Raw genomic sequence first — 22,138 nt, forward strand, 5'->3', positions numbered from 1 at the left:
CGCCGGCCGGGAGCCTGGTCGAGCTTGACCTCCTTGACGCGCAGGTTGTCGCGGACTTGCTGGTAGCGGCCCTGGCGGGCGAGGGCGGCTTCGGCGAGGTCGCCTCCGTCGCGCATGCGCATCCCGGCGATGTAGTGGCCGCCGGCGCGGGTGAGGTAGGCGAGGTTGTCAGCAGAGGAGAAGCCGCGGTCGACCACGGTGATCACGCGTCCGAGCTTCCAGTCCCGCATGTCGTCCATGACCTGCGGGAGGATCGCCTGGTCGCTGGTCCCGCCGGGCCATACCCAGCAGCGGACCGGGACGCCTTCCTTGGTGACGGCCAGTCCGATAGTGATCTGCGGCAGGTCGTCGCGGTGGTCCTTGCTCTTGCCGTAGGCGCGGAACGGTGCCTCGCCCTCGTCGGGCTCGTCGCGCTCGAAGTAGGTGTTGGTGGTGTCGAAGAAGAGCAGGTCGACCTCGAGGTTGAGGAGGTTGGCGACCGCGAAGAACACCGCCTCCTGGACCTCGGCCTGGGCGTCGGCGTCCACCAGCAGGTCCATCGCCCGGTAGGCCTGGTCCTCGTCCATCGTCTCCAGGCCCGGTATCGCCGCGTCGCGGCCTGCCCACTCGGCGGCCGAGAGCTTGGAGGCGGGGGCGATGGTGCGGTTGGCGACCAGCGCGAACAGCACCCGCTCCATATCGGTGCGGAAGCGACGCGCGCCGAGGATCTTCGCGAGTGCGGTGTCGATCTCCAGGTGCCGCCACAGGCCCTCGAGCAGCCAGACCGCCCCGAGCGGGCGCGAGCCGGTCACCTCCAGGCCGCCTCCGGCCACGGGAGCGGTCGCGTCGGCGCCGTCCTCGCCCAGGTAGCGGTTGATCGAGGCGACCAGGCGGCGCAGCCCGCCGGTGTCGAGCCGGTCCTCGCGGCCGAAGTTGTAGACCACCTCGGCCTGCGTGGTGCCGTTGATCTGCCGGTTGTGGGCCAGCTGCACGTAGCGGACCGTCGTGCCGTTCTTGTTCTTCCGCTGGGTGGTCCGCAAGTACATGCCCACAGCATGAACGATCACACCAGGACATCACAAGGCTCTATCTATAGGCGTGTGCCCACGTTTTTCCAGCCCGGCACACACCTCGCAACGCCGTGACCTGCACCGACGCCAAGCGCAAGGCTCCTCCGTGCCCACGAACTGCGGAACTCAGGATCTCGGCCCTCATCGCCGGACCGCACCGCTTCGCGCAGCTGCACCAACGAGTCGGTGGCATCAGTCAGAAGATGCTGTCGCAGAACCTCAAGGCACTGGCCCGGGCCGGGCTCGTCGGCCGCCGTGTCGCGCCCACCAACCCGCCCCAGGTGACCTACAGCCTGACGGATCTCGGTGCCAGCCTGGCCGGGCCGCTGACCGAACTCATCCAGTGGTTCGGCCAGCACGGAGACGAACTCCTCGCCGCCCAGGAGCACTACGACAGCCAGCAGACACCGCGCGCGTAACGGGCCGCCCGTGCGGCTTCACCCAGGGCAGAACGCCACTCCCTTCCCCTGACGCCCCGGATCCCTAGGCTGAAGGGGTGAGCACTCATGCGCCGAACGAAGCCCGCGTCATCCGTTCCCTGAGAGATCAGTGAATCTCAGGGATTTGCCCATCACTGGGCAAAGGTCCTCGTCTGACCCGGTCTGGAGGGCCGGTGCGAGGTAGACGCTTCGCAGCCGCCAGCGGGACCAGGTCCCGTCTTACGGTCGGCTCCACGTCCATTTCGTGTCTCCGGGCCACTCCCGGCGACGTGGTGCTTCACGAGGGAAGCGAGGTTGAGCGCGGCGTTCTCATCGCGGTCGATGACCAGCCCGCAGTGTCCACAGGTGAACGTACGTACCCGGAGAGGCAGTTTGGGTTTCACTGCGTGGCAGTGGGAGCACGTCTTGGAGCTGGGGAACCAGCGGTCGGCGACTTCGAGCCGGCCGCCGTTCCACACGGTTTTGTAGGCGAGTTGGCGGCGGATCTCGCCGAATCCGGCGTCGGACACGGCCCGGGCGAGCCTGCGGTTCTTCACCATCCCGGTGACGTTGAGGTCTTCGATCGCGATCGTGCCGTACTCGCGGGCGAGTTCGGTGGTGAGTTTGTGGATGCCGTCGCGGCGCAGGTTGGCGATGCGGTGGTGGATCTTGTTGCGCTGGTCGTTGGCGCGCAGCCATCGCTTCGAGGGGTGCCGGCCGGTGCGACGGTCGGGCCCGGTGCGTCGGGAGGTGGTGCGGGACAGGCGGCGGAGCTTCTTCTGGGCGTAGTCGTAGTGTTTCGGGTTCTCGGTCGGGGGGCGGCAGTCGGAGTACACCGCGAGGGTCTTGACGCCGAGGTCGACGCCGATCACCGTGTTCGGCCGCCTCGGGGTGGGTTCGCTGCGCTCGACCTCGACGGAGAAGGAGACGTACCAGCGTCCGGCGTCCAGGCGCACGGTCGCGGACTTGATCCTCGCGGTGCCGTTCTCGATCCGGCGGGCCAGTTTGCGGGTGGACTCGTGGGTCTTGATCCGGCCGAGAACGGGCAGCACGACGTGGGTGCGCCCGTCCAGGCGGATGACGCCGGTGGTGAACCGGCAGGACTTGACGGCCTTGCGCTTCGACTTGAAGCGCGGGAAGCCCATCGGGCGGCCCTTGCGCCTGCCGTTCCTGGAGTCGGACCAGTTCTTCAGCCCCGTGGCGAGCTGGTCCAGGCCAGTGGTGTACGCCTCCTTGGAGCACTGGGCCCACCACGGCGCGACGTCGTTCTTGGCCTGGTTCCACGCCTTGCGCATGGAGTACATCGACCAGCCGAAGGAGGGCGTGAGGTCCTCGATGCCGTAGGACTTCTCCGCCTCCCGCTGGGACAGGTTCGCCTTGACCCGCGCGAGCGCCCAGTTGTAGGCCACCCGCGCCGCCCCGGCATGCCGCAGCAACGCACCGACCTGACGCTCAGTCGGGTCGAGCGCAAAACGGTACGCCTGCGTCACGATCACCAGGTGACCGTACCGGCTGCCACCGACAGTCGGGCGAAATGCCCGGAACAGTGAGGAATGCTGATGAAATTGACAACAGTTGGCCACCCCCTGCGCCCACAGGCCTCGCCGCCCGGTTCCACCGGGGCGACCCGTGCGCCGCAGCAACCGTCCGGAGCCCCCGAGACACCCGCGCCGAGGGAACCCCTGTGGCGTGACCTCATCGGCGACGCACTGCGACGCGAGCGGCTCGCCCAGGAGCGCACGTTGAAGGACGTCGCCGAGACGGCCCGGATCTCGATGCCGTACCTGTCGGAGCTGGAGCGCGGACGCAAGGAGGCCTCCTCCGAGGTGCTCGCGGCCGCCGCCAAGGCGCTCGGACTCGGCCTCGCCGACCTGCTCTCGCTCGCCCAGGACGAGCTGGCCCGGTACGCCCGGAGCCGGGTGGGTCAAGGCCGGGTGAGCCGCGGCCCCACGTCGCCCACGGCCCAGTACGACGGCCTCTGCCTCGCCGCCTGACGCAACTCGCCGCCTGGCCGAACCGGCGGCCGGCACACCCCCGTGGTACCGGCCGCCGGTTCGGTCATCGGCCACGACGCGCGATCAGACGAACGCGAGCCGTCGGCTCAGCACCTCGTCCGCGAGTCCGTAGGCGACGGCCTCCTCGGCGGTGAGCACCTTCTCCCGGTCCATGTCCGCGCGCAGCGTCGCCACGTCGTGCTGCGTGTGCCGGGACAGGACCTCCTCCACCTGCGAGCGGATGCGGACCACCTCCTTGGCCGCGAGGCTGAGGTCGGAGACCGTCCCCTGCCGGCCGCCACTGGCCGGCTGCCCGAGCAGCACCCGCGCGTGCTGGAGCACGAACCGCCGCCCAGGATCTCCGCCGGCCAGCAGCACCGCCGCCGTCGACGCCGCCTGACCGACGCAGAACGTGGAGATCGGCGCCTGCACGAACGTCATCGTGTCGTAGATCGCCATCAGCGAAGTGAACGATCCACCGGGCGAGTTGAGGTAGATCGAGATCTCACGCTCCGGGCTCTCCGACTCCAGGTGCAGGAGTTGCGCGATGACCACGTTCGCGACCCCGTCGTCGATCTCGGTGCCGAGGAAGATGATCCGCTCGTTCAGCAGCCGGCTGAAGACGTCGTAGGACCGCTCACCGTGTGCGGTCCGCTCGATGACGTAGGGAACTGTGTACGACCCCATGTCACAACCCCATCCGTCGGCGCGACGAGGCCGGGCGGATGTCGGCGACCGACTCCACCACCCGGTCCACGATCCCGTACTCCCTGGCCTGCTCCGCCGTGAACCAGCGGTCCCGGTCGCCGTCCCGCGCGATCGTCTCCTCGCTCTGCCCGGTGTGCTCGGCGGTGATCCGCTCGATGGCCCTCTTGGTGAACTGGAGGTTCTCCGCCTGGATCTCGATGTCCGCGGCGGTGCCACCGATGCCCGCCGAGGGCTGGTGCATCATGATCCGCGCGTTCGGCAGCGCGAACCGCTTGCCGGACGCCCCCACCGTGAGCAGGAACTGACCCATGCTGGCCGCGAACCCCATCGCCAGCGTCGAGACGTCGTTCGGGATGAGCCGCATGGTGTCGTAGATGGCGAGACCCGCGGTGACCGACCCGCCAGGGCTGTTGATGTACAGGCTGATGTCGGTACGCGGGTCCTCCGCGGAGAGCAGCAGCAGCTGCGCGCACACCCGGTTGGCCGACACGTCGTCGACCTGCGTGCCGAGGAGGACGATCCGCTGGGCGAGCAACTGCGCCGCCAGGTGGTCGTCGAAGCGGCTGGGCGGGGTGTCGCCCTGCTCCGCCCGGGGCGGGAGCGCGGTGAGTGGAGTCATCTGGTTCTCCATGTCGAGTCGTCGAGGCGGAGATGCCGTCGACCCCACTCTCACCCCCGGAGCACCCCCGGATGCTCTTTCTCTGCCCGCCGCGAATTCGCCACGGGCAGAGCATCAGACCGTCGTCGCCGCGCAGTCCACGGGTTGACGCGGAGCGCCGTGGAACACCTGCCGCACATGCCACTCCCGGTGCCGGTCCGCGACCGGCGGAAGGCCCGGCTGCGGACCGATGACGGGGCGTCCGGCCAGCGCGAGCACGTGCTGCCGACTGGCCTCACTGCGGCCGACGAACCGTTGGGAGACGAGGATGCGACGGCCCTCCCCCAGGCCCAGGACGCCCTTGTCGAAGAGCTTGTGGTGCAGCGAGCACAGGCACAGACCGTTGTCGACCTCGTCCGGCCCCTCGTGCGACCACCAGCGCACGTGCGCGGCCTCCAGCCCGACCGAACTCGCGCCGAGGGCTCCGTCGTAACCGCAGAACGCGCACTGGAACTCGTAGGCGGTGAGTATCAGTTCACGCATCCGCCGGTCCCGCTGCCGCCGGGCCACGGTGTCCGCGCCGTTCATCGTCCCGCTCTCCGCGTGCTCCAGGTCGAGGCCGACGGATTCACAGAGGTCGGCGTGCAAGGACGGCGGGAAGTGGGCGTCCAGCAACACCCTGGCCATCCGCCCCAGCAGAGCCGGTTCCGCGCCGAGCGCCGCCCGCAGCTCGGACGCGAGCCTGCCGGTGGCCCCGCTCGAACGAAGAACCCCGACCCCGGTACCGGGGCTCCCCGGCCCCGAGTCGGTCCGTACCTCCCATACCCCGTCGTTGACCAGATAGTGGAACGGGTAAGCGGGAGTCGTCGCATGCGACGGCCCGTACTCGGCGAGCAGCCGACTGAGCTCCCCCTCCACCGCGCTGTAGCGCAGCTCGCCCTCGGTGTCCCGCTGGTAACTGCCAAGCGCGTACAGCAGCAACAACGGCTTGTGCGGCGCGCGAACTCCGTTGCGCGCCCAGCGCCTCAGTCCCGCTACCCGATCGAGCCAATCCATGCCCGCCAGGGTAGTTCTCACTACATCGTCAGATGGTCGAACTCTCCTGCCTTGACGCCACGCAGGAAGGCGCGGAGCTTGTCAGGCGTTGTGGCGATGATGACGTCGGGGGCGTCACTCTCGCGGATCTTGATGGCACTATCGGGTGCCGCTGCAACGTAGATGCAGTTGGCGGTGTCGCCGCTGAATGAGGACTTCTGCCAGCTGTGAACGGCCATGAGCCCGCCGACCGATCTGACCTTCGACCAGGAGCTGTGCGGGCTCGTGCTCGACACCGCACCCCGGCTGTTCGCCGTCGTCCAGGTGTACGACGAGAGCGCTGCGGATGCCGATGGGAGGGTCGCGGCCTGGGGGCTCGCCGACAACGACGGCCCGACCCATGTGATCAGCGTCGACGGGCGGGCGCGCATGACCCTCGCGTCGCCCGAGCGAGCCGTGCGCCACTTCGCCCGGCGACCGGGGATCACTGCACGGCTGGTCTGGCTCGCGCAGCCGAGCGCTGCCGCAGTCGACCAAGCCGAAGCCGCCTGACCGGCGAGCCCTCACAAGTCGTCCCGTTCGCCTGCGCTCCTTCCGGTTCGGTCGTTTAGCGTGAGAACCGGAACCACACCCGGACTTGGGGAGGGCATGGGGTGGGTGGATACATCTCGGAGCCGGAACGGCTCCCTGTAGCAGCAGCCAAGCTGGATGAGGGAGCGGACAAGGTCTCACAGGCGGACACCGGCTTCGGTGAGTCGGCTGCAGCCGCGACCCGCCACAGCGAATGGACCATCGGCTCATCCCTTGACACGTGCACGGGCCACTGGTCCAAGGAGACTGGCAAGGTCACCGACGCGATGCGCAAGCTCGCCGAGGGACTTCGAACCACCGCGACCAACTACTACCGCCAGGAAACCACCGTCGCAGAGCAGCTGCGCAGCGCCGCCGCCCTGCTGGAGGACAACGGCTGATGCCTTCCGTCTACGACTACGAACAACCCGACGGCCGCCGCAAGCCTGGCAAGCCCGATCACGACCGCCGCTTCCCCGAGCCGGTCACCCTGCAACAGATCCGATCCTGCGACCCTGAAGCGTTCCATCGGGCGTCGGAGGAGTGGGACAAGGTCGGAAGCGCCATCAGCGCGGCCCGGTTCCTCGCTGTCGATGTCCTCTCCACGCTCCAGGAGGGCTGGAGCGGCGATGCCGCAGACCTGGGACGGCGAGCGCTGAAGGAGCTGATCGACGAAATGTCGATCGCCGAGCAGGAGATGGAGGCCGCACAGCTCACCCTTGTCAATGCCACCACAGGTCTGGCGCTCGCGCGCCGGTGGGTGGCGGAAGCCGACGACCTGGCCCGCGCGAACAGCCTCACGATCAAAGAGGACGGCGACATCGCCTATCCCTCCTGGCTGAGTGGAAACGACCCTGATGGTGATGGCGAGGCCCGTCGGCTGGCCAGCGTCGCCGGAGACATGCGCAACCTGTTGAAGGCTGCCACGACCTACGCCGCCGACGTCAGCAGCACTGCTGGGCATGAGTTGGACCGCATCAACGATGCGGTGAAGTACCGTCACTTCGACGACTGGACGAAGCGGGTGGTGGGTGAGGATCTGGCCGGCGCACGCGACCTGCCGAAGGTCTTCGGTGGTGAGGGCGGGGTGCTGCTGCCGCCCGATCCGTACGACCGGGGCTCGGGCGACTACAACACGGAGAGCCCGACCGACAAGGACCGCATGCTGGCGGCCAGGCTGGGGGCCGGTATCGCTGCCATGCCGTTCGCGGCCGGCGGCACGCATGCCAGCGCCAACATGGCGCACTACCTCTCCGGTACCGGCGAGCCGCTCAATCTGAACGTCGAGGACATGCTGAAGGACATCCCCGACTTCCAGGAGAGTGTGAGCACCACCCTGGACGGCAACCTCCCAGGCTGGCAGGCCGAGGCTCTGGCGGAGTACCGACGCACCGGCAAGCCGGTCGCGCTGGTCCAGCAGACCGGTTGGCAACCCATGTCCGCGACACCGGAGAGCAGTAAGGACTGGTTCTACGCGGTCGGTTCCTTCCACTACAACACCGAAGCGAAGATCGAGGTCAAGCCGACATCACCCGGTGCTCCGCCGGAGGTGACCGTCACCTACAAGACGCATGTCCGCGATCGGTACAACTGGGACTTTGAGAAGAAGGATCCCACCAAGCAGAAGGGAACCCCCGTGCCAGGCATGGGGTACGTATCGGACGGGGACCTCCAGCGCCTCCACCGGACGGGTTTGGCCCGGGAGTTCGACATGGGGGGCGCCAGCGATGCCAGGACCAGGAAGCTCTGACGTGGCATCCGGCAGTTCCGGTGGCCAGTCGTGGACACGATGGCTCCTGGGTACGTTCCTCGCGCTCTGCGTGCTGATCACCGTGGGATGCGTCTGGTGGGGCGTAGCCGGGTTTCTCCGGTCCCTCAATCCGCCTGAGACCGACAACGATCGCGCGGAGCGGCTGGCGGGCCTGCACTACAAGCAGCATCCCAACAAAGGGCGGTACTACATCCCAGCTGCCGCCGTGCTCTCCCGGACCGCCGACGGGTCGCCGGTCGCCTACATTCACTACGGGATCGGTGGCGGCGACTACGTCAACATCGACGACTTCCTCTACACCTACAACCTGCCGAAGACCGGCACCCTCGCCCCGCTGCCGGAGGACCTGCGGGCCGCGCTGCCGGGCGACGAGCCGACCCAGGGAATGTTGCTGCCGGAAGGGCAGGCCGGGCGGCAGATCTTTGTGGTGCAGCGGCCCTCCGACAGACTTCATCCGGGCGCGGCCGACATCTACGTCCGGGCCACCGGCACGTGAAAGGGCCCGCCGCACGGCTGGCCCGGCTCACGCTCGCCCTACAGTGCATTCCGCCCCGCCGCAGTCACAACCGCGGCGGGGCGGCAAAAGAACCTGCGATGCCCTGCCGCCTTCGATGGAAAGGCGCGCGTTGCTGTGGGTCATGTGGCTCGCCGGGCGGGACGGGATGCGCGGGCCACGACGAAGAGGAACAGGCCGCAGGCCGTGACGATCGCCCACCCTGCGTGGGATGCCTGGGCCAGTCCAGCCGGTTCGACGTCGGTCACCAGTCCGCCGGCGATGGCGATACCGACTGCGGAACCGACCTGGCGTGCCGTAGAGGTGATCGCTCCGGCAACGCCTGCGCGCGTGGGCGGGAGGCCGCTGACGGCGGTGTTGGTGATGGGTGCGTTGGCGAAGCCGAACCCGACGCCGATGAGCAGGTAGGCCACCAGGAGCAGCAGGATGCTCGTGTCCCGGCCGAGATCGATCAGGCACAGGCCGCCGATCGCGATGAACGAGCCTGCCACGACGAGTGGCAGCCGTGCTCCGTGGCGCCCCACCAGGGAGCCGGACAGTGGCGCACACACGGTCGCCCCGAGTGCCATGGGCAGTGTCGCCAGACCTGACGTCAGCGCTGTCCACCCGCGCGCGTGCTGGAGATAGAGCGTGTTCAGCAGGAGGCTGACGTTCAGGGCGACGAACACCGCGACCGCACCGAGAACGGCCGTGGTGAACACGGAACCCCGGAACAGGCTGAGGTCCATCAGAGATTCGGACCGACGCAGTTCGACCCGGACGAATCCGGCAGTGGTTGCCACGGCCACGACGTACCCGGCCACGGCCATGGGTGAGGTCCAGCCGATCCGGGATCCTTCGATGAGCAGGCCGACCGAGACACACACGGTGAGCGTGAGCAGTGTTTGGCCGGTCAGGTCGAGCCGCCGCGCTCGCTGTCCGTGTGACTCCGGCACGAACACAGCGGTCAGCACGAGCGCGGCGACGATGACGGGTGCGTTGATCCAGAACACCGACCGCCAACCGAAGGCCGCGACGAGCGCGCCGCCGGTGACGGGTCCGGCGGCCATGCTGAGCCCGTAGACCGACGCCCAGATGCCGATCGCCCGGGCTCTCTCGCGGGGATCCGGCATCGCGTTCACCACGATCGCCAGGGCCACCGGGCTGAGCATCGACGCCCCCATGCCTTGGACGGTGCGGGCCGCGATCAGCACGCCCAACGAAGGAGCGGCCGCGCACGCCAGCGACGAGGCCCCGAAGACCAGCAGGCCGCACTGGAACACCCGACGGCGACCGATCCGGTCCGCCATCGCGCCCGAAGAAATCAGCAGGCTGGCCAGGACGACGGTGTAGGCATCCACGATCCATTCCAGCCCCTGGGTTCCTGCCCCGGTCCCACGCCCGATCGCAGGCAGGCCCACGTTGACGATCGTGGTGTCCAGCCCGACCAGGAACATGCTCAGAGCGCAGACGGCCAACACCGTCCACCGCCGCCGAACGGCCAAGGAGGGGGGAGTGGCCAGGGATGTCTCGCTCACGGGTACGCCTTCCAGTCCGGGATCGTCTGCCCGCTCATGCTCGGACCAGGCGACCAGCGCGGCCCAGCAAAATTGCTGAGACTGCAAACTGGACCGCGTGAAAGCTGAACTCGCGGAAATCCTCGACAGCATCGGCCCACGTCTGCGCGCACTCCGACGGGACCGCGGGCTCACCCTGGAAGCCCTCGCGGCCGACACAGGGATCTCGGTGAGCACCCTGTCCCGGCTGGAGTCAGGCAAGAGGCGCCCGACGCTGGAGTTGCTCATTCCCCTCGCGCAAGCGCACCGAGTGGCCCTTGACCAGTTGGTAGCAGCGCCCGCCACCGGCGATCCGCGTGTCCACCTGACGCCCCACCGCAGGGACCGTGGCAGCGTGCTGGTGCCCTTGACCCAGTACCCGGGCCGTGTTCAGGTGTTCAAGCAGGTCCTCGGCCCCCGCAAGCCGAAGCTCGTGACCCACGAGGGCTACGAGTGGCTGTACGTCCTCGCCGGCGAACTCCGCCTCATCCTCGGCGAACGTGAAATCACCCTGCGCCCGGGCGAGGTCGCCGAGTTCGACACGGCAGAACCGCACTGGTTCGGCCCCGCCGACACCGACGCCGTGGAGATCCTGCACCTCTTCGGTCCCCAAGGCGCCCACGCCGTCATCCGCACCGGCCCCTCAACAACGGCATGACCCGCAACAGACAAGTGGCACGGGGGAGAACGGGCCGCCCCCGAACCGCGGCCCAGCCGATGTGGTCGAAGCGCAGGTGAATGACGACCACATTGGTCACGTCCTCGGGGGGTGACACCGTGGGCAGCGGGCGCGCCGAGCAACCGGCCCCTGCGGTACTTGCCGTCGTCGAACGGCCCGACCCCGGCGTCGACTGCGTGAGGGCCCGCCGCGTAACGCGACGGGCCCTCCACAGGAATCAGTTACCGAACGGCAGTTGAACGCCGCCTATCGCAAAATCAGTGCACGACCTTCTCCTTGATCAGCCGCGCCGCGAGCAGCCCCGAGGCCGCGGTGAGCGCCGCCGCCGCGACGACGGTCGCGTTCAGGCCGAGCGCGTCCGCCAGCACCCCGGCGACCAGGGCGCCCGCCGCGTAGCCGATGTCGCGCCAGAACCGGTAGGTGCCGAGGACGTTGGCGCGCCAGCTGGGGTGGGCGTGGTCGGAGACGGAGGCGATCAGCGCCGGGTAGACCATCGCGGTGCCGAGGCCGAGCAGTACGGCCGAGACGATGCCGGCCAGCAGTGGCCGGTCGAGCAGGGCCAGCGCCATGACGAATCCGACGGCCTGGACCAGCATGCCGGCGACGATCAGCGGCTTGCGTCCCACCCGGTCTGCCAGGTGGCCGGTGGGGATCTGGCCGAAGCCCCACAGCAGCGGGTAGAGGCCCTTGATCAGGCCGACGGCCGCGAGACCGAGCCCGTGGTCGGTGAACAGCAGCGGGAAGACGCCCCAGGTCAGGCCGTCGTTGAGGTTGTTGACCAGCCCGGCCTGGCTGGCGCCGCGCAGCGAGCGGTCCCGCCAGGAGGTGTGCGCGAAGGTCCGCCACAGGTCCGGGGCATCACCGACGGGCTTGGGGTGCTGGGCGAGTTCCAGCGCAACGTGCGCCGCGGTGTCGTGGACGATCAGTGAGAGCGCGAGGCCGGCGACGACGAAGACGACGCCGATCAGCTCGGGGGCCGGGCGCAGCCCGTACGCGGTGGCGAGGTAGCCGGTGACCAGCGCGGTGGCACCGAGCGAGGCGTAGCCGGCGGCCTCGTTGAGGCCGGTGGCGAGGCCGCGCCGACTCGGGCCGACCAGGTCGATCTTCATGTTGACGGTCATCGACCAGGTGAGGCCCTGGTTGATGCCGAGCAGCACGTTGGCGGCCACGATCCAGCCCCAGCCGGGCGCCCAAGCCAGGACGAACGGGACGGGGACGCCGATCAGCCAGCCCGCGACGAGCAGCTGCTTGCGGCGGAAGCGGGCCGTCAGGGCTCCGGCGGCGAGATTGGTCAGGGCCTTGGTGACGCCGAAGGCGATGATGAAGGAGAAGACGGCGAGGTCACTGGTCAGGCGGAAGACCTCGGAGCCGATCAGCGGGATGGTCGTTCGCTCCAGCCCGACCAGGCCGCCGACGGCGGCGGTGACCACGACCAGCAGGGTGAACTGCAGCCAGTTCTCCCGCAGGCCGAGCCGGACCGGGCTCGCCGCGGCGCCTGCCACGACAGGGGCCACGGTGCTCATGCGCCCTCGACCAGACGCTCGCCACGGGCGGCGGCGTACTCGTCCGGTCCGCCCTGCAGGGCGGCCAGACCCGTGTGCCCGGCGCGCTCCAGGATGCTGGCGGCGGTCATCGCGCGTTCGCCGTGGCCGCAGGCGATCAGCGCGCCCTGCGGGGCATCGGCGGCGAGGGCCGCCAGCGAGCCCAGCTCGATGTGGGTGGCACCCGGGACGTGCCCGGCGGTGAACTCAGACTCCTGCCGCACGTCCAGATAGGGGCGCTGCCCGGCCTGCTCGGCGGTGACGAACTCGGTTGCGGCGACCGGCCCTTCGGCCTCGCGCCAGGCCCGCATGCCGCCGGCCAGGCGTCCGGCGAGGCGCTCGTACCCGATCTTGTGGGCCTGCCAGACCAGCTCGTCGAGGTCCTGGCCGTCACCGGTGACGAAGGCCAGCGGGGTGGTGTCGGGCAGGAGCCAGCCGAGCCAGCTGGCGAACTGGCCGCGCAGCGGGATGGAGAGGGCGCCGGGGATGTGCCCGGCGGCGTAGTCGACGGCGGGGCGGACGTCCACGACCTGGCCGCCGTCCGCCAGCAGTCGGCCGACCTGGGCGGCGTCGAGCAGCGGGAGCGGCGGGGTGCCGTCGAGCACCCGGGGCCCGGTGCGGTTGAGCTTGCCGAGGCGGGCGAAGTAGGCGGGGTAGCTGCCGAGGCTGGCGAGCAGCTCGGTGACGAAGGCGTCCTCGGTGGGGGCCGCGAGCAGCGGGTTGGACTGCTTCTGGGCGCCGATGGTGGTGGTGCGGGCGGAGCCGGACGGGGCGGAGCAGAAGGAGCCGGCGCCGTGGGTGGGCCAGACCGGGAGGTGGTCGGGGAGGGTCGCGAGGCGGCGCAGCGAGCGGTACTGGGCGCGGGCCAGTTCGTCGGTGCGTTCGGGGCCGAGCAGGTCGGGGCGGGCGGCGGAGTTCACGATCAGTGAGCCGCCGGTGAAAACGCCGAGTTCGGCGGCGCCGTCGAGGAGCAGGAAGGAGAGGTGCTCGTCGGTGTGCCCGGGGGTGGCGAGGGCGCGCAGGGTCAGTCCGCCGAGGTCGACCTCGTCGCCGTCGGCGAGCGGGGTGTGCGGGAAGGCGCGGTGTCCGGCGGCGGAGGCGAGCACGGTGGCGCCGTCGTCGTGGCCGAGCTGGACGGCGCCGGAGAGGAAGTCGGCGTGCAGGTGGGTGTCGGCGGCGAAGGCGACGGTCAGGCCGCGCCGCTCGGCGGCCGCCCGCAGGGCGCGCAGGTCGCGGCTGGCGTCCACGGCCAGGGCGCGGCCGTGGCCCAGGTCGACCAGGTAGGCGCTGTTGCCCAGCCCCTCGTCGACCAGCGGTATCAGGTGTTCGTCGGCGAAATCCATCGCGGTCCTCCTGTGATGACGATGCGGTCTGCGCCCGGATGCAGCAACACGGCCCAATAGCAATATTCCATGGATTTATGGATGATCTCTTCTGAGCACTGGGGATGCCCGCCGATCGAACCCATTACCATATTCCATGGAACCTTGGATCAAGGCCCCGAGCACCGCGTGGAGGAAACGATGAGCCAGAACGGCGCGAAGGCGCGGCTGTACGACGCGTTCGCGGCCAGCGGGAAGGCCCTGGCCAGCGGAAAGCGTCTGGAACTGCTCGACCTGCTCGCCCAGGGCGAGCGCACCGTGGACGCGCTCGCCAAGGCCGCCGGGCTCAACCTGACCACCGCCTCCGCCCACCTGCAGACGCTCAAGCAGGCCGGTTTCGTCGCCACCCGCCGCGAGGGCGTCCGGATCCACTACCGGCTCTCCGGCGAGGACGTCGGCCAGCTACTCACTCTGCTCCGCAAGGTCGCCGAGCGCCACCAGGCCGCCGTGCCGCCCGCCCTGGCGGCCTACCTCGGCGAGGACGGCGCCCGCGAGGTCGACCACGAGGAGCTGCGCGCCCGCGCCGAGGCCGGGGAGATCGTCGTGCTGGACGTCCGCCCCCTGGAGGAGTACCTGGCCGGGCACATCCCCGGCGCGCGCTCCATCCCGGTGGACGAGCTCGCCGACCGGCTGGAGGAGCTGCCCGCCGGCACCGAGGTGGTCGTCTACTGCCGCGGCGAGTACTGCGTGCTCGCGTACGACGCCGTCCGGCTGCTGGCCGCGCGCGGACGGCGGGCGATCCGGCTCAACGACGGCATGTTGGAGTGGCGCCTGGCCGAACTGCCCGTCGCCGAGGGGGCTTTCACCTAACGGTCCGGCTGGCCGCCGACGCGCTGCCCACCGAGAGGACGAGAGGGGGACGGCCGCGGGGCCGGCGGGGTGGTCCCGGGCGGCCGAGCGGGTGACCTCTCGGACGTGTCGCCACCGGTACGCCCCGTCCGGTGTGCGTCGGTGGGAGAGCACCGCCTCCGGGCGGCGCACTCCCTGTCCCCGGACCTGAGAGCCGCCGATGCCTCCCACCGCCCGTCTTCGCAGCCTTGTCCCCACCGCGCTCTGCGCCCTCACCGTGGCCCTCGCTGTTTCCCCGGCCCACGCCGCACCCCCAGGCCGGGGCACCGGGACCGACCCCGGTGGGAGGTCGGACGGCGGAGGGTACGACTGGGAGCGTGTGGCGAACTGCGAGAGCAACGGCAACTGGCACGTCAACACCGGCAACGGCTACTTCGGCGGCCTCCAGTTCGACCAGCCCACCTGGCGCGCGAACGGCGGCCTCGCTTTCGCCCCGCGCCCCGACCTCGCCAGCCGTGAGGACCAGATCACGGTCGCCCGCCGCCTGGCCGCGCGCCGCGGCCTCTCCCCCTGGCCGGTCTGCGGCGCCCGCGCCGCCGGCGGCCGCGGCCACGAGGCCACCCACGGCCACGAGGCACCCCGTGGCCACGAGGCACCCCGCGGCCATGAGCGCGACACCGTCCTACCGCCGCCCGCTCCGTCGTCCGTTCCGGCGTCCGCGGAGAACGGCCAGTGGACCGTCCGCGAGGGCGACACCCTGGACCAGCTCGCCGCCGACCTGGGCGTCCCCGGCGGCTGGCCCGCCCTCTACGAGCTCAACCGCTCCGTCGTCGGCGAGGACCCGGACCTCATCCAGCCCGGCCTGGTGCTGCGTCTGCCGTCCTGACCCGGCCCGACCACCGGCCCGCCGCCCACGCCCCTCCCTGCGTGGGCGGCGTCGTGCGGCCATACTCCGTCGGCTCGGCGCTCCACGGGTGCCTACCGGCGGGCTCCCGGGAACTCATCGGTGCCCGGAGAAGAACCTTCGCGATCTGCCGGGACTCCGCGCGCTACGGCGCTACGGCCGGACCGCCGCCAGCACGTGCAGCCCCCGCGCGTTGGTCTCGCTGTGGCCGATCTCCAGGCCGGCCGCGCGCACCTGCCCCTCCACCCAGCCGACCGCCAGCCGCAGCTTCGGGTAGCTGCTCACCTGCTGGGTCCAGCCGTCCCCGCTGCGGGTGTGGAGCAGGTCGTGGACCAGCGCGGTGTCCTCGTCCGGGTACTCCAGGAAGCAGGTCATGATCCGGTCCGCGGTGGAGCGCACCGGCAGGAAGCGGTCGGTGCCGGCCAGCGGCCGGGTGAGGTCGCGGAAGGAGAGCACCAGCCGCCCGCCCGGGGCGAGCGCCGCGGCGGCGTCGCGCAGCAGCGTCGTGACGTCCGCGCGGGACGGCAGGTGGGTGAGGGTGTCGCCCATGCAGAGCACCGCCGCCACCGAACCCGACTCGGTGTGCTCCGGCAGCACGCCGCGCAGGTCGGCCCGTACGGTCCTGACCGCCTCGGCGTGCCCGGCCTTCGCCGCCGACTCGGTCAGCTCCTCCAGCAGCGGCGCGCTGGTGTCCACCGCGAGGACGGGCGCGAAGCCGAGCTCGGCCAGCGCCAGGGTCTGGGTGCCCGGTCCGGCGCCGAGGTCCACGGCGGTGCCGGAACCGGCTGCGGGCGCGACCCCCAGCCCGGCCAGCAGTTCGGCCTGTGTCCCGGCGAGCGCGGGGATGTCGCCGCCGAGCATCCAGGTGTAGTGGGCGGCGAGGAGACGGTCGTAGTGCTCAGGTGCGGTACTCATGCGGGCTCGGCCCTTTCTCGCGTCGTCCGGCGCTGTGCTTGTCCAACCGAATGGTGTCCGACCGCACTCTAGAGGCACCTACGGGAACGGCGACGGCCCGCCCGGTCGTGGGAGACCGGACGGGCCGTGGCGGTGCGGGCGGGGGTCAGCCGACGTGGACGCGTGGACGCTTGGTGCGGTCCGGCTCCGCCTCGCGCAGCACCTCGCGGGTGACCGGCGCGACCTCACCCTGACCGAACAGGAAGAACCGCAGGAACTGGGCGAACGGGTTGCCCTCGGTCCACTCGAAGTAGAGGTGCGGCTGCTGCCCGGTGCGGTCCCGGACGGTGAGCGCCAGCGCGGCGATCGCGTTCGGGATGCTGGAGCTCTCCAGAGTGAGCACCCGGTAGCGGCCGTGCAGCACCTCGCCGTGCACGGTCAGCTCGGCCTCGAAGTCGGAGGCGTCGCGGACGGTGACCTCGACGAAGACCAGGTCGTCCTCGCCGGGGATGTCGTTGTCGGCGCGGATCTGGCGGATCTTGTCGCGGTACTCGGCGACGTCGCGGTTGCTCGGCTCGTTGGCGATCAGCCGCAGCGGGCGGTGGGCGTAGTCGCGGATGAATCGTTCCGCCACGTCGTCCAGCACCACGTTGGTGACGCGCAGCTCGAACGCGCGGCGCAGCCGGGAGAGCAACGAGACCAGGATGATGCCGGCGATGAAGCAGGCACCGATCTTCAGACCGTCGGGACGCTCCATGCAGTTCAGCACGGTGGTGTAGAGGAAGACCGCCGCGATGACCCCGAACGCGACGGTCCAGCCGCGCTCGCGCTTCTTGTACGCGGCGATGGTCACCGCGATGGCCGCCGAGCTCATCAGCACCAGCACACCGGTCGCATAGGCACCGCCCTGGGCGTCGACGTCGGCGTCGAAGATCCAGGTGATCAGGAAGGAGATGAGGGTGAGGGTGATCACCATGGGGCGCACCGCGCGGGCCCAGTGCGGCGCCATGCCGTAGCGCGGCAGGTAGCGGGGCAGCAGGTTGAGCATGCCCGCCATGGCGGAGGCTCCGGCGAACCAGAGGATCACGATGGTGGACAGGTCGTAGATGCTGCCGAAGGTGCCACCCAGGTACTCGTGGGCCAGGTACGCCAGCGCTCGGCCGTTGGCCTCACCGCCGTTCTCGAACTCCTTGGCCGGGATGAGCAGCGTGGTGATGAAGCTGGTGGCGATCAGGAAGGCGCTCATGATCACGGCGGCGGTGGTGAGCAGCTTGCGGGTGCCGCGGATCCGGCCCGCCGGGTTGGTCGCGGTGTCGGTCGGGTCGCCCTTGATGTGCGGCATCACGGCGACGCCGGTCTCGAAGCCGGACATGCCCAGCGCAAGCTTGGGGAAGAGCACCAGCGCCACGCCGATCATCATGATCGGGTTGCCGTGCTGGGTGGTCAGCGCGTCGGTCCAGTCGGTGACCACGTGCGGGGCCTGGATGATCTTCCAGACGCCGACCACCACCACGACCACGTTGAGCGCCAGATAGATCCCGACGAGTGCGACGGCCAGGCCGATCGCCTCGCTGAAGCCCTTCAGGAAGACCGCGCCGAGCAGCGCGACCAGGAGCAGCGTGATCAGCACCTGCTTACCGCCGAGGACGCTGGTCAGGTGCGGGTTCTCCACCAGGTGCGCGCTCGCGTCGGCGGCGGACAGCGTGATGGTGATGATGAAGTCCGTCGCCGCGAAGCCGAGCAGCGCGAGGACGAACAGCTTGCCCTTCCAGAAAGACAGCAGCCGCTCCAGCATCGAGATGGAGCCCTCGCCGTGCGGGCTCTCCTGGGCGACCCGCCGGTAGACCGGCAGCGCGCCCAGCAGGGTCACGATCACCAGCACGATCGTGGCGATCGGCGACAGCACACCGGCCGCGAGCGCGGCGATGCCCGGCTGGTAGCCCAGCGTGGAGAAGTAGTCGACGCCGGTCAGGCACATCACGCGCCACCAGCGCTGGCCCTCGTGCGCGCCGTGCGCCCCGGAGTCCCCCGTCTCCGTGTCACTGTCCGTGTCCGGGGCGGGCTTGGAAGCGGAGATGTCCTCCAGCAGCCAGCTGCGGAGCCGTATTCGCGCCGACGACGGAGCCTCCGTCGTCGTCGCCGTCGAACCCGACGAAACCAACTTGCACCTCTTGTTTAAAGACCCCGTAAAAGCGCCGTCGGGCGACGGCAGTGCGCCAGGCTATGCGACGGGCGCTAAGGACGTGTCATCGGCCCGCGTTAAGAAAACGTCATGGCTTCGCAGGTGGGGGCGGTTGGCGAGGTACGGCAGGCCGGGTGCCGGGGCGGGGGCTGTCTTCCCCACCCCGGCGTCTCAGAGCTTGGACCGGGGTTACGCCTGGTAACCGAGGACGGTCATCATGCCGGTCTCCGAGTGGTAGACGTTGTGGCAGTGCACCATCCACAGACCCGGGTTGTCGGCGTCGAAGTCCACCGCCAGGGTCGTGCCCGGCAGCACGATCGCGGTGTCCTTACGCGGGCCGTCACCGGCCAGCGCGAAGGTGTGTCCGTGCAGGTGGACGGGGTGCCACATGCTCGTGCTGTTGCGGAACTCCAGGCGTACCCGTTCCCCCGCCACCACCGGGTAGCGCTGCGCCGGGTCGTACGTGCGGCCGTTGAACGCCCAGTCGGCCTTCGCCATGCCGCCGGTGAGCTCCAGCCTCACCGTCCGGTCCGGCGCCTTGCCGGACAGTCGGACGCCGGCGTCGGCCTTGAGCTGCGCGGCGGTGAGCAGCCGGCCGTCCAGTTCGGCGGGGCGCACCGCGGCGTCGGGCGCGACGCCGCCGCCGGTGCGCAGCACGGCCAGGGCGGTGGCGTTCTTGCCCTCGGCGAGCGCGGTGAGCGGGAAGGCGCCGTCCTTGGCGGTGACCAGGACGTCGTAGCGCTCGCCCATGCCGAGCAGCAGCGCCTGGGTGGTGGCCTGTTCGACCGGGAAGCCGTCGGTGTGGGTGACGGTCAGCTCGTGGCCGCCGAGGGCGACCCGGTAGGCGGTGTCGCCGCCCGCGTTGATCAGGCGGATCCGGATCCGGTCGCCGGGCTTGGCGGTGAAGGTCTCGGGGGCGGTCGCGAGGCGGCCGTTGACCAGGTGGAAGGGGTGGGCGACGTCGCCGGCGTCGCCGCCGAGCAACGGGCTCCGGGCGCCCATCAGCATCCGGGAGGGGCCGGTGGAGCCGGTGGAGCCGGTGGAGCCGGTAGGGGTGCCGGTGGGAGCGCTGCCCATGTCCATGCCGGGCATTCCCGACATCCCCGGCATGTCGTGGTCGGAGTGGTCCATCCCTCCCATGCCCTTGGCGAGTTCGGCGAGGACGGCGTCCGGGGTGCTGCCGTCGACGCCGTCCACCCAGTCGTCCAGGACGACGACCCACTCCCGGTCGTAGCGCAGCGGCTCCTTCGGGTCCTCGATGATCAGCGGTGCGTACAGGCCGCGGTCCTGCTGGACGCCGGAGTGCGGGTGGAACCAGTAGGTGCCCGGGCGGGAGAGCGCGAAGCGGTGGTCGAAGGAGGCGCCGGGCCTGATCTCGGCCTGGGTCACGCCCGGCACGCCGTCCATGTCGTTGCGCAGCGCGAGGCCGTGCCAGTGCAGTGAGGTGGACTGCGGCAGGTGGTTGGCGAGGGTGACGGCGAGCGTCTCGCCGAGGGTGGCGCGCACCTCCTGACCGGGCAGGCGGTCGCCGTACGCCCAGCTGCGGACGGTGCGTCCGCCCAGGTCGAGGGTGGTCTCGGTGGCGGTGAGCGCGACCTTGCGCTCGGGCCCGGGCTTTCGCCTGGCCTCGGCCGCGGCGACCTCGGGGCCGTTCGGGGCGACGAAGCCGACGGGTGTGGCGGCCGGGGTGCCGGCGCCGTTCATCGAGGAGTGGTCCATGGACGAGTGGTCCATGCCCCTCATCGAGCCGGAGGAACAGGCGGCGAGCAGGCCGCTCCCGGCGGCGGCGAGTGCGGCACCGAGGACGGTACGACGGGTGGGAGTGCGCATGGCGGAGTGCACCTCGTGCGGTGGTGTGGGCGTACAGGACGTCGCGTCGGCCGCTCCGTACGCGGGCGCGAAAGAGCGCGCGCGGGCACGGAGCGGCGGGCGCGCGCCTACTGGCGCAGCACCGACAGCCGGTTGAGGAGTATCCGCCCGCCTTCGGGCGGCGGCAGCGCGCGGACGGCCCGCAGCAGATGGGCCCGCACCTCGGCGGCGGCGTCCCCGCTGCGGCGCAGCAGGGGGCCGGCGACCAACAGCACAAGGGTCCAGCCGGCCAGGACGGCGAGACAGACCGTCATCGGGTCCATGCCGTCGGCGGCAGCGGGGTCGGCGGTCGCCTGCGGCTGCGTCTGCGCCCGCTGGACTGCCCCTGCCCCCGTGTGGTGCTCCGGCATCCGTTGCGCCGCCACCGCGTATACGCTCCGGCCCTCATGGCCACCGTGACCGCCGTGGTCACCGGCCGGGTGGCCGAGCGTGTGCATCGTCACGATGCCCAGCAACAGGGCGGCGAGGAGCAGCAGGCGCAGCACCCACGGGACCGACGGACCGAGCGGTCGCCGCTGCGCCATGGCTCGCCTCCCGACCGCCTCCGACTGCCGCGTACCCCCGCAGGGTATCCCGCACTGCGGCCGGGGATCGAGCCAGGGGTCAACCCCGTTCACCCTCTCAACAGGTGCAATTTCACATTGCTATGTTACGGCTCAATCGAGGCGGCCTCGACCCCTCAGCGTCCGCCCCGGCCGACGACCCGGCCACGCTCGCCCTTCTCATTCCCCCTGCACCTGCCGGACGGCGGCCGCCAGGTGCTCCCGGAACCAACGATGGCCCGGGTCAGCCGAGTTGCGCGGGTGCCAGGCCATCCCCAGCTCCAGTGGGGCGAGTTCGATCGGGATCGGGAAGGTGCGCAGCCCCAGCGCGTCGAGGGTCCCCGGCAGCCAGTCCGCCAGGCCGAGCGAGACCAGGTCGCTGTCCCGGGCCAGCAGCATCGCGCTGGTGTGGCTGGGCACCACCACCGCCACCCGGCGCCGCAGCCCGCGCTCGGCCAGCGCGGCGTCGATCGGCCCGAGCCTCTTGCCCCGCCGGGAGATGCCGATGTGGTCGGCGGCGGCGAAGCGCCGGGCGGTGATCCGCCCCGCGAACAGCGGATGCCCGCCGCGGGCCACGCCCACCACCGGCGCCTTGACCAGCGATCGGGTGCGGATCTCCGGGTCCAGCCGTCCGAGGACGCCCACCTCGACGTCCACCAGCCCCTGCCGCAGCGCCGGCCCGCCCTCCAACGCCTCCGGCAGGAACAGCACGTCGACCTTCGGCGCCTCCGCGTGGATCCGCTCGGTCAGCGGACCGGCCACCCGGACCAGCACCAAGTCGCTGGTCTGCACGGTGAAGGTCCGCTCCAGGTGTGCGGGATCGAACCCGGCCCCGGGACGCAGCACGTTCTCACAGCCGCGCAGCAACGCGCCGACCTCCTCGCGGAGTTCGACCGCCCGCGGGGTCGGCACCAGTCCCTGGCCGGCTCGCACCAGCAGCGGGTCGCCGACCGCCCGGCGTAGCCGGGCCAGCATCCGGCTCACCGCCGCCGGCGAGGTGCCGAGCCGCTCGGCGGCCCGGGTCACACTGTTCTCCTGAAGCAGGGCGTCCAGGGCCCGCAGCAGGTTGAGATCCATTCAGGGCTCCTGAACTGCACTTTTACGCCTGAGGCAACTATCCCGTGCCAATCCTTGCATGGTGTAGCCGCAGCGGGCCGCCGAGA

Annotated in this window: 23 protein-coding genes and 1 pseudogene; 10 read left to right on the plus strand and 14 right to left on the minus strand. The window is 70.7% G+C overall.

Annotated elements, in window-relative coordinates:
• Positions 1-1,025, minus strand: a 1,025-nt coding sequence (locus ACWC9T_RS28125; RefSeq protein ID WP_449823847.1) for an IS1634 family transposase, incomplete at its 3' end; no start/stop codon positions are given.
• 95 nt (positions 1,026-1,120) lie between these two features.
• On the opposite strand from ACWC9T_RS28125, the gene ACWC9T_RS28130 reads away from it, so the two are divergent.
• Positions 1,121-1,468: a winged helix-turn-helix transcriptional regulator gene (locus tag ACWC9T_RS28130; RefSeq protein WP_449823848.1), complete on the plus strand. Its 348-nt coding sequence runs from the start codon at positions 1,121-1,123 to the stop codon at positions 1,466-1,468.
• A 152-nt stretch (positions 1,469-1,620) separates the two neighbouring features.
• Here ACWC9T_RS28130 and tnpB read toward each other — a convergent pair whose 3' ends face one another.
• A complete protein-coding gene (gene tnpB / locus ACWC9T_RS28135) occupies positions 1,621-2,964 on the minus strand; it encodes an IS607 family element RNA-guided endonuclease TnpB (protein ID WP_449823849.1) in 1,344 nt (447 codons plus the stop codon).
• A gap of 63 nt (positions 2,965-3,027) precedes the next feature.
• Here tnpB and ACWC9T_RS28140 point away from each other — a divergent pair, with 63 nt between their 5' ends.
• Positions 3,028-3,462: a helix-turn-helix domain-containing protein gene (locus tag ACWC9T_RS28140; protein ID WP_449823850.1), complete on the plus strand. Its 435-nt coding sequence runs from the start codon at positions 3,028-3,030 to the stop codon at positions 3,460-3,462.
• 84 nt (positions 3,463-3,546) lie between these two features.
• On the opposite strand, the gene ACWC9T_RS28145 is transcribed toward ACWC9T_RS28140, so the two are convergent.
• The 4 genes from ACWC9T_RS28145 to ACWC9T_RS28160 form a co-directional block, all read right to left on the minus strand.
• Positions 3,547-4,149: a ClpP family protease gene (locus tag ACWC9T_RS28145; protein WP_449823851.1), complete on the minus strand. Its 603-nt coding sequence runs from the start codon at positions 4,147-4,149 to the stop codon at positions 3,547-3,549.
• Position 4,150: 1 nt separating this feature from the next.
• A complete protein-coding gene (locus tag ACWC9T_RS28150; protein ID WP_449823852.1) occupies positions 4,151-4,789 on the minus strand; it encodes an ATP-dependent Clp protease proteolytic subunit in 639 nt (212 codons plus the stop codon).
• A 114-nt stretch (positions 4,790-4,903) separates the two neighbouring features.
• Positions 4,904-5,824 (minus strand): phosphorothioated DNA-binding restriction endonuclease, encoded by a 921-nt coding sequence (locus ACWC9T_RS28155; RefSeq protein WP_449823853.1) that lies wholly within the window; start codon positions 5,822-5,824, stop codon positions 4,904-4,906.
• A gap of 20 nt (positions 5,825-5,844) precedes the next feature.
• Positions 5,845-6,042, minus strand: coding sequence for a DUF397 domain-containing protein (locus ACWC9T_RS28160; protein WP_449823854.1), 198 nt, complete (start codon positions 6,040-6,042; stop codon positions 5,845-5,847).
• Between ACWC9T_RS28160 and ACWC9T_RS28165 the strand changes: the two genes are divergently transcribed.
• The 4 genes from ACWC9T_RS28165 to ACWC9T_RS28180 all read left to right on the plus strand — a co-directional run bounded on the left by ACWC9T_RS28165 (position 6,041) and on the right by ACWC9T_RS28180 (position 8,640).
• Complete coding sequence (locus ACWC9T_RS28165; RefSeq protein WP_449823855.1) at positions 6,041-6,355, plus strand: hypothetical protein; 315 nt, start codon at positions 6,041-6,043, stop codon at positions 6,353-6,355. The two genes, ACWC9T_RS28160 and ACWC9T_RS28165, sit on opposite strands and share 2 nt — an antisense overlap.
• A 101-nt stretch (positions 6,356-6,456) precedes the next feature.
• On the plus strand, positions 6,457-6,774 hold the full coding sequence (locus ACWC9T_RS28170) for a type VII secretion target (protein ID WP_449823856.1): 318 nt from the start codon (positions 6,457-6,459) through the stop codon (positions 6,772-6,774).
• Entirely contained in the window at positions 6,774-8,123 is a 1,350-nt protein-coding gene (locus ACWC9T_RS28175; protein ID WP_449823857.1) for a hypothetical protein, read from the plus strand. Before ACWC9T_RS28170 ends, ACWC9T_RS28175 begins: the two co-directional genes overlap by 1 nt.
• Positions 8,124-8,193: 70 nt before the next feature.
• Positions 8,194-8,640, plus strand: coding sequence for a hypothetical protein (locus ACWC9T_RS28180; RefSeq protein WP_449823858.1), 447 nt, complete (start codon positions 8,194-8,196; stop codon positions 8,638-8,640).
• A 140-nt stretch (positions 8,641-8,780) separates the two neighbouring features.
• Here the strand turns inward: ACWC9T_RS28180 and ACWC9T_RS28185 are convergent, their stop codons facing one another.
• The gene (locus ACWC9T_RS28185) at positions 8,781-10,175 is read right to left on the minus strand and encodes an MFS transporter (protein ID WP_449823859.1); all 1,395 of its coding nucleotides are present in this window, start codon (positions 10,173-10,175) and stop codon (positions 8,781-8,783) included.
• 97 nt (positions 10,176-10,272) lie between these two features.
• Here ACWC9T_RS28185 and ACWC9T_RS28190 point away from each other — a divergent pair.
• A pseudogene (locus tag ACWC9T_RS28190) lies at positions 10,273-10,425 on the plus strand (helix-turn-helix domain-containing protein); the annotation flags it as partial.
• A 123-nt stretch (positions 10,426-10,548) separates the two neighbouring features.
• Positions 10,549-10,851 (plus strand): cupin domain-containing protein, encoded by a 303-nt coding sequence (locus tag ACWC9T_RS28195; RefSeq protein WP_449823887.1) that lies wholly within the window; start codon positions 10,549-10,551, stop codon positions 10,849-10,851.
• Between the two features lie 278 nt (positions 10,852-11,129).
• Here the strand turns inward: ACWC9T_RS28195 and ACWC9T_RS28200 are convergent, their stop codons facing one another.
• Complete coding sequence (locus ACWC9T_RS28200) at positions 11,130-12,395, minus strand: MFS transporter (RefSeq protein ID WP_449823860.1); 1,266 nt, start codon at positions 12,393-12,395, stop codon at positions 11,130-11,132.
• The gene (locus tag ACWC9T_RS28205) at positions 12,392-13,756 is read right to left on the minus strand and encodes an MBL fold metallo-hydrolase (protein WP_449823861.1); all 1,365 of its coding nucleotides are present in this window, start codon (positions 13,754-13,756) and stop codon (positions 12,392-12,394) included. The genes ACWC9T_RS28200 and ACWC9T_RS28205 overlap by 4 nt, the downstream gene beginning before the upstream one ends.
• A 180-nt stretch (positions 13,757-13,936) precedes the next feature.
• Here ACWC9T_RS28205 and ACWC9T_RS28210 point away from each other — a divergent pair, with 180 nt between their 5' ends.
• Both ACWC9T_RS28210 and ACWC9T_RS28215 read left to right on the plus strand, forming a co-directional pair.
• On the plus strand, positions 13,937-14,605 hold the full coding sequence (locus ACWC9T_RS28210) for an ArsR/SmtB family transcription factor (protein ID WP_449823862.1): 669 nt from the start codon (positions 13,937-13,939) through the stop codon (positions 14,603-14,605).
• Between the two features lie 358 nt (positions 14,606-14,963).
• Positions 14,964-15,470 (plus strand): transglycosylase family protein, encoded by a 507-nt coding sequence (locus tag ACWC9T_RS28215; RefSeq protein ID WP_449823863.1) that lies wholly within the window; start codon positions 14,964-14,966, stop codon positions 15,468-15,470.
• A gap of 171 nt (positions 15,471-15,641) precedes the next feature.
• Here ACWC9T_RS28215 and ACWC9T_RS28220 read toward each other — a convergent pair whose 3' ends face one another.
• The 5 genes from ACWC9T_RS28220 to ACWC9T_RS28240 all read right to left on the minus strand — a co-directional run bounded on the left by ACWC9T_RS28220 (position 15,642) and on the right by ACWC9T_RS28240 (position 22,052).
• The gene (locus tag ACWC9T_RS28220; RefSeq protein WP_449823864.1) at positions 15,642-16,403 is read right to left on the minus strand and encodes a methyltransferase domain-containing protein; all 762 of its coding nucleotides are present in this window, start codon (positions 16,401-16,403) and stop codon (positions 15,642-15,644) included.
• A 145-nt stretch (positions 16,404-16,548) separates the two neighbouring features.
• A complete protein-coding gene (locus ACWC9T_RS28225; protein WP_449823865.1) occupies positions 16,549-18,543 on the minus strand; it encodes an amino acid transporter in 1,995 nt (664 codons plus the stop codon).
• A gap of 210 nt (positions 18,544-18,753) precedes the next feature.
• On the minus strand, positions 18,754-20,394 hold the full coding sequence (locus ACWC9T_RS28230) for a multicopper oxidase family protein (protein WP_449823866.1): 1,641 nt from the start codon (positions 20,392-20,394) through the stop codon (positions 18,754-18,756).
• Between the two features lie 107 nt (positions 20,395-20,501).
• Positions 20,502-20,957 (minus strand): DUF6153 family protein, encoded by a 456-nt coding sequence (locus tag ACWC9T_RS28235; RefSeq protein ID WP_449823867.1) that lies wholly within the window; start codon positions 20,955-20,957, stop codon positions 20,502-20,504.
• Between the two features lie 198 nt (positions 20,958-21,155).
• The gene (locus ACWC9T_RS28240) at positions 21,156-22,052 is read right to left on the minus strand and encodes a LysR family transcriptional regulator (RefSeq protein ID WP_449823868.1); all 897 of its coding nucleotides are present in this window, start codon (positions 22,050-22,052) and stop codon (positions 21,156-21,158) included.
• Positions 22,053-22,138: the final 86 nt, after the last annotated feature.

The sequence above is a fragment of the Kitasatospora sp. NPDC001159 genome, from assembly GCF_053598235.1.

Excerpts from the sequence above, each read along its gene's own strand:
- ACWC9T_RS28140 (WP_449823850.1), top strand. The coding sequence starts at position 3,028 with ATGAAATTGACAACAGTTGGCCACCCCCTGCGCCCACAGGCCTCGCCG.
- ACWC9T_RS28205 (WP_449823861.1), bottom strand. The coding sequence starts at position 13,756 with ATGGATTTCGCCGACGAACACCTGATACCGCTGGTCGACGAGGGGCTG.
- ACWC9T_RS28210 (WP_449823862.1), top strand. The coding sequence starts at position 13,937 with ATGAGCCAGAACGGCGCGAAGGCGCGGCTGTACGACGCGTTCGCGGCC.
- ACWC9T_RS28235 (WP_449823867.1), bottom strand. The coding sequence starts at position 20,957 with ATGGCGCAGCGGCGACCGCTCGGTCCGTCGGTCCCGTGGGTGCTGCGC.
- ACWC9T_RS28155 (WP_449823853.1), bottom strand. The coding sequence starts at position 5,824 with ATGGATTGGCTCGATCGGGTAGCGGGACTGAGGCGCTGGGCGCGCAAC.
- ACWC9T_RS28160 (WP_449823854.1), bottom strand. The coding sequence starts at position 6,042 with ATGGCCGTTCACAGCTGGCAGAAGTCCTCATTCAGCGGCGACACCGCC.
- ACWC9T_RS28230 (WP_449823866.1), bottom strand. The coding sequence starts at position 20,394 with ATGCGCACTCCCACCCGTCGTACCGTCCTCGGTGCCGCACTCGCCGCC.
- ACWC9T_RS28200 (WP_449823860.1), bottom strand. The coding sequence starts at position 12,395 with ATGAGCACCGTGGCCCCTGTCGTGGCAGGCGCCGCGGCGAGCCCGGTC.
- ACWC9T_RS28150 (WP_449823852.1), bottom strand. The coding sequence starts at position 4,789 with ATGACTCCACTCACCGCGCTCCCGCCCCGGGCGGAGCAGGGCGACACC.
- ACWC9T_RS28240 (WP_449823868.1), bottom strand. The coding sequence starts at position 22,052 with ATGGATCTCAACCTGCTGCGGGCCCTGGACGCCCTGCTTCAGGAGAAC.
- ACWC9T_RS28145 (WP_449823851.1), bottom strand. The coding sequence starts at position 4,149 with ATGGGGTCGTACACAGTTCCCTACGTCATCGAGCGGACCGCACACGGT.
- ACWC9T_RS28165 (WP_449823855.1), top strand. The coding sequence starts at position 6,041 with ATGAGCCCGCCGACCGATCTGACCTTCGACCAGGAGCTGTGCGGGCTC.
- ACWC9T_RS28175 (WP_449823857.1), top strand. The coding sequence starts at position 6,774 with ATGCCTTCCGTCTACGACTACGAACAACCCGACGGCCGCCGCAAGCCT.
- ACWC9T_RS28220 (WP_449823864.1), bottom strand. The coding sequence starts at position 16,403 with ATGAGTACCGCACCTGAGCACTACGACCGTCTCCTCGCCGCCCACTAC.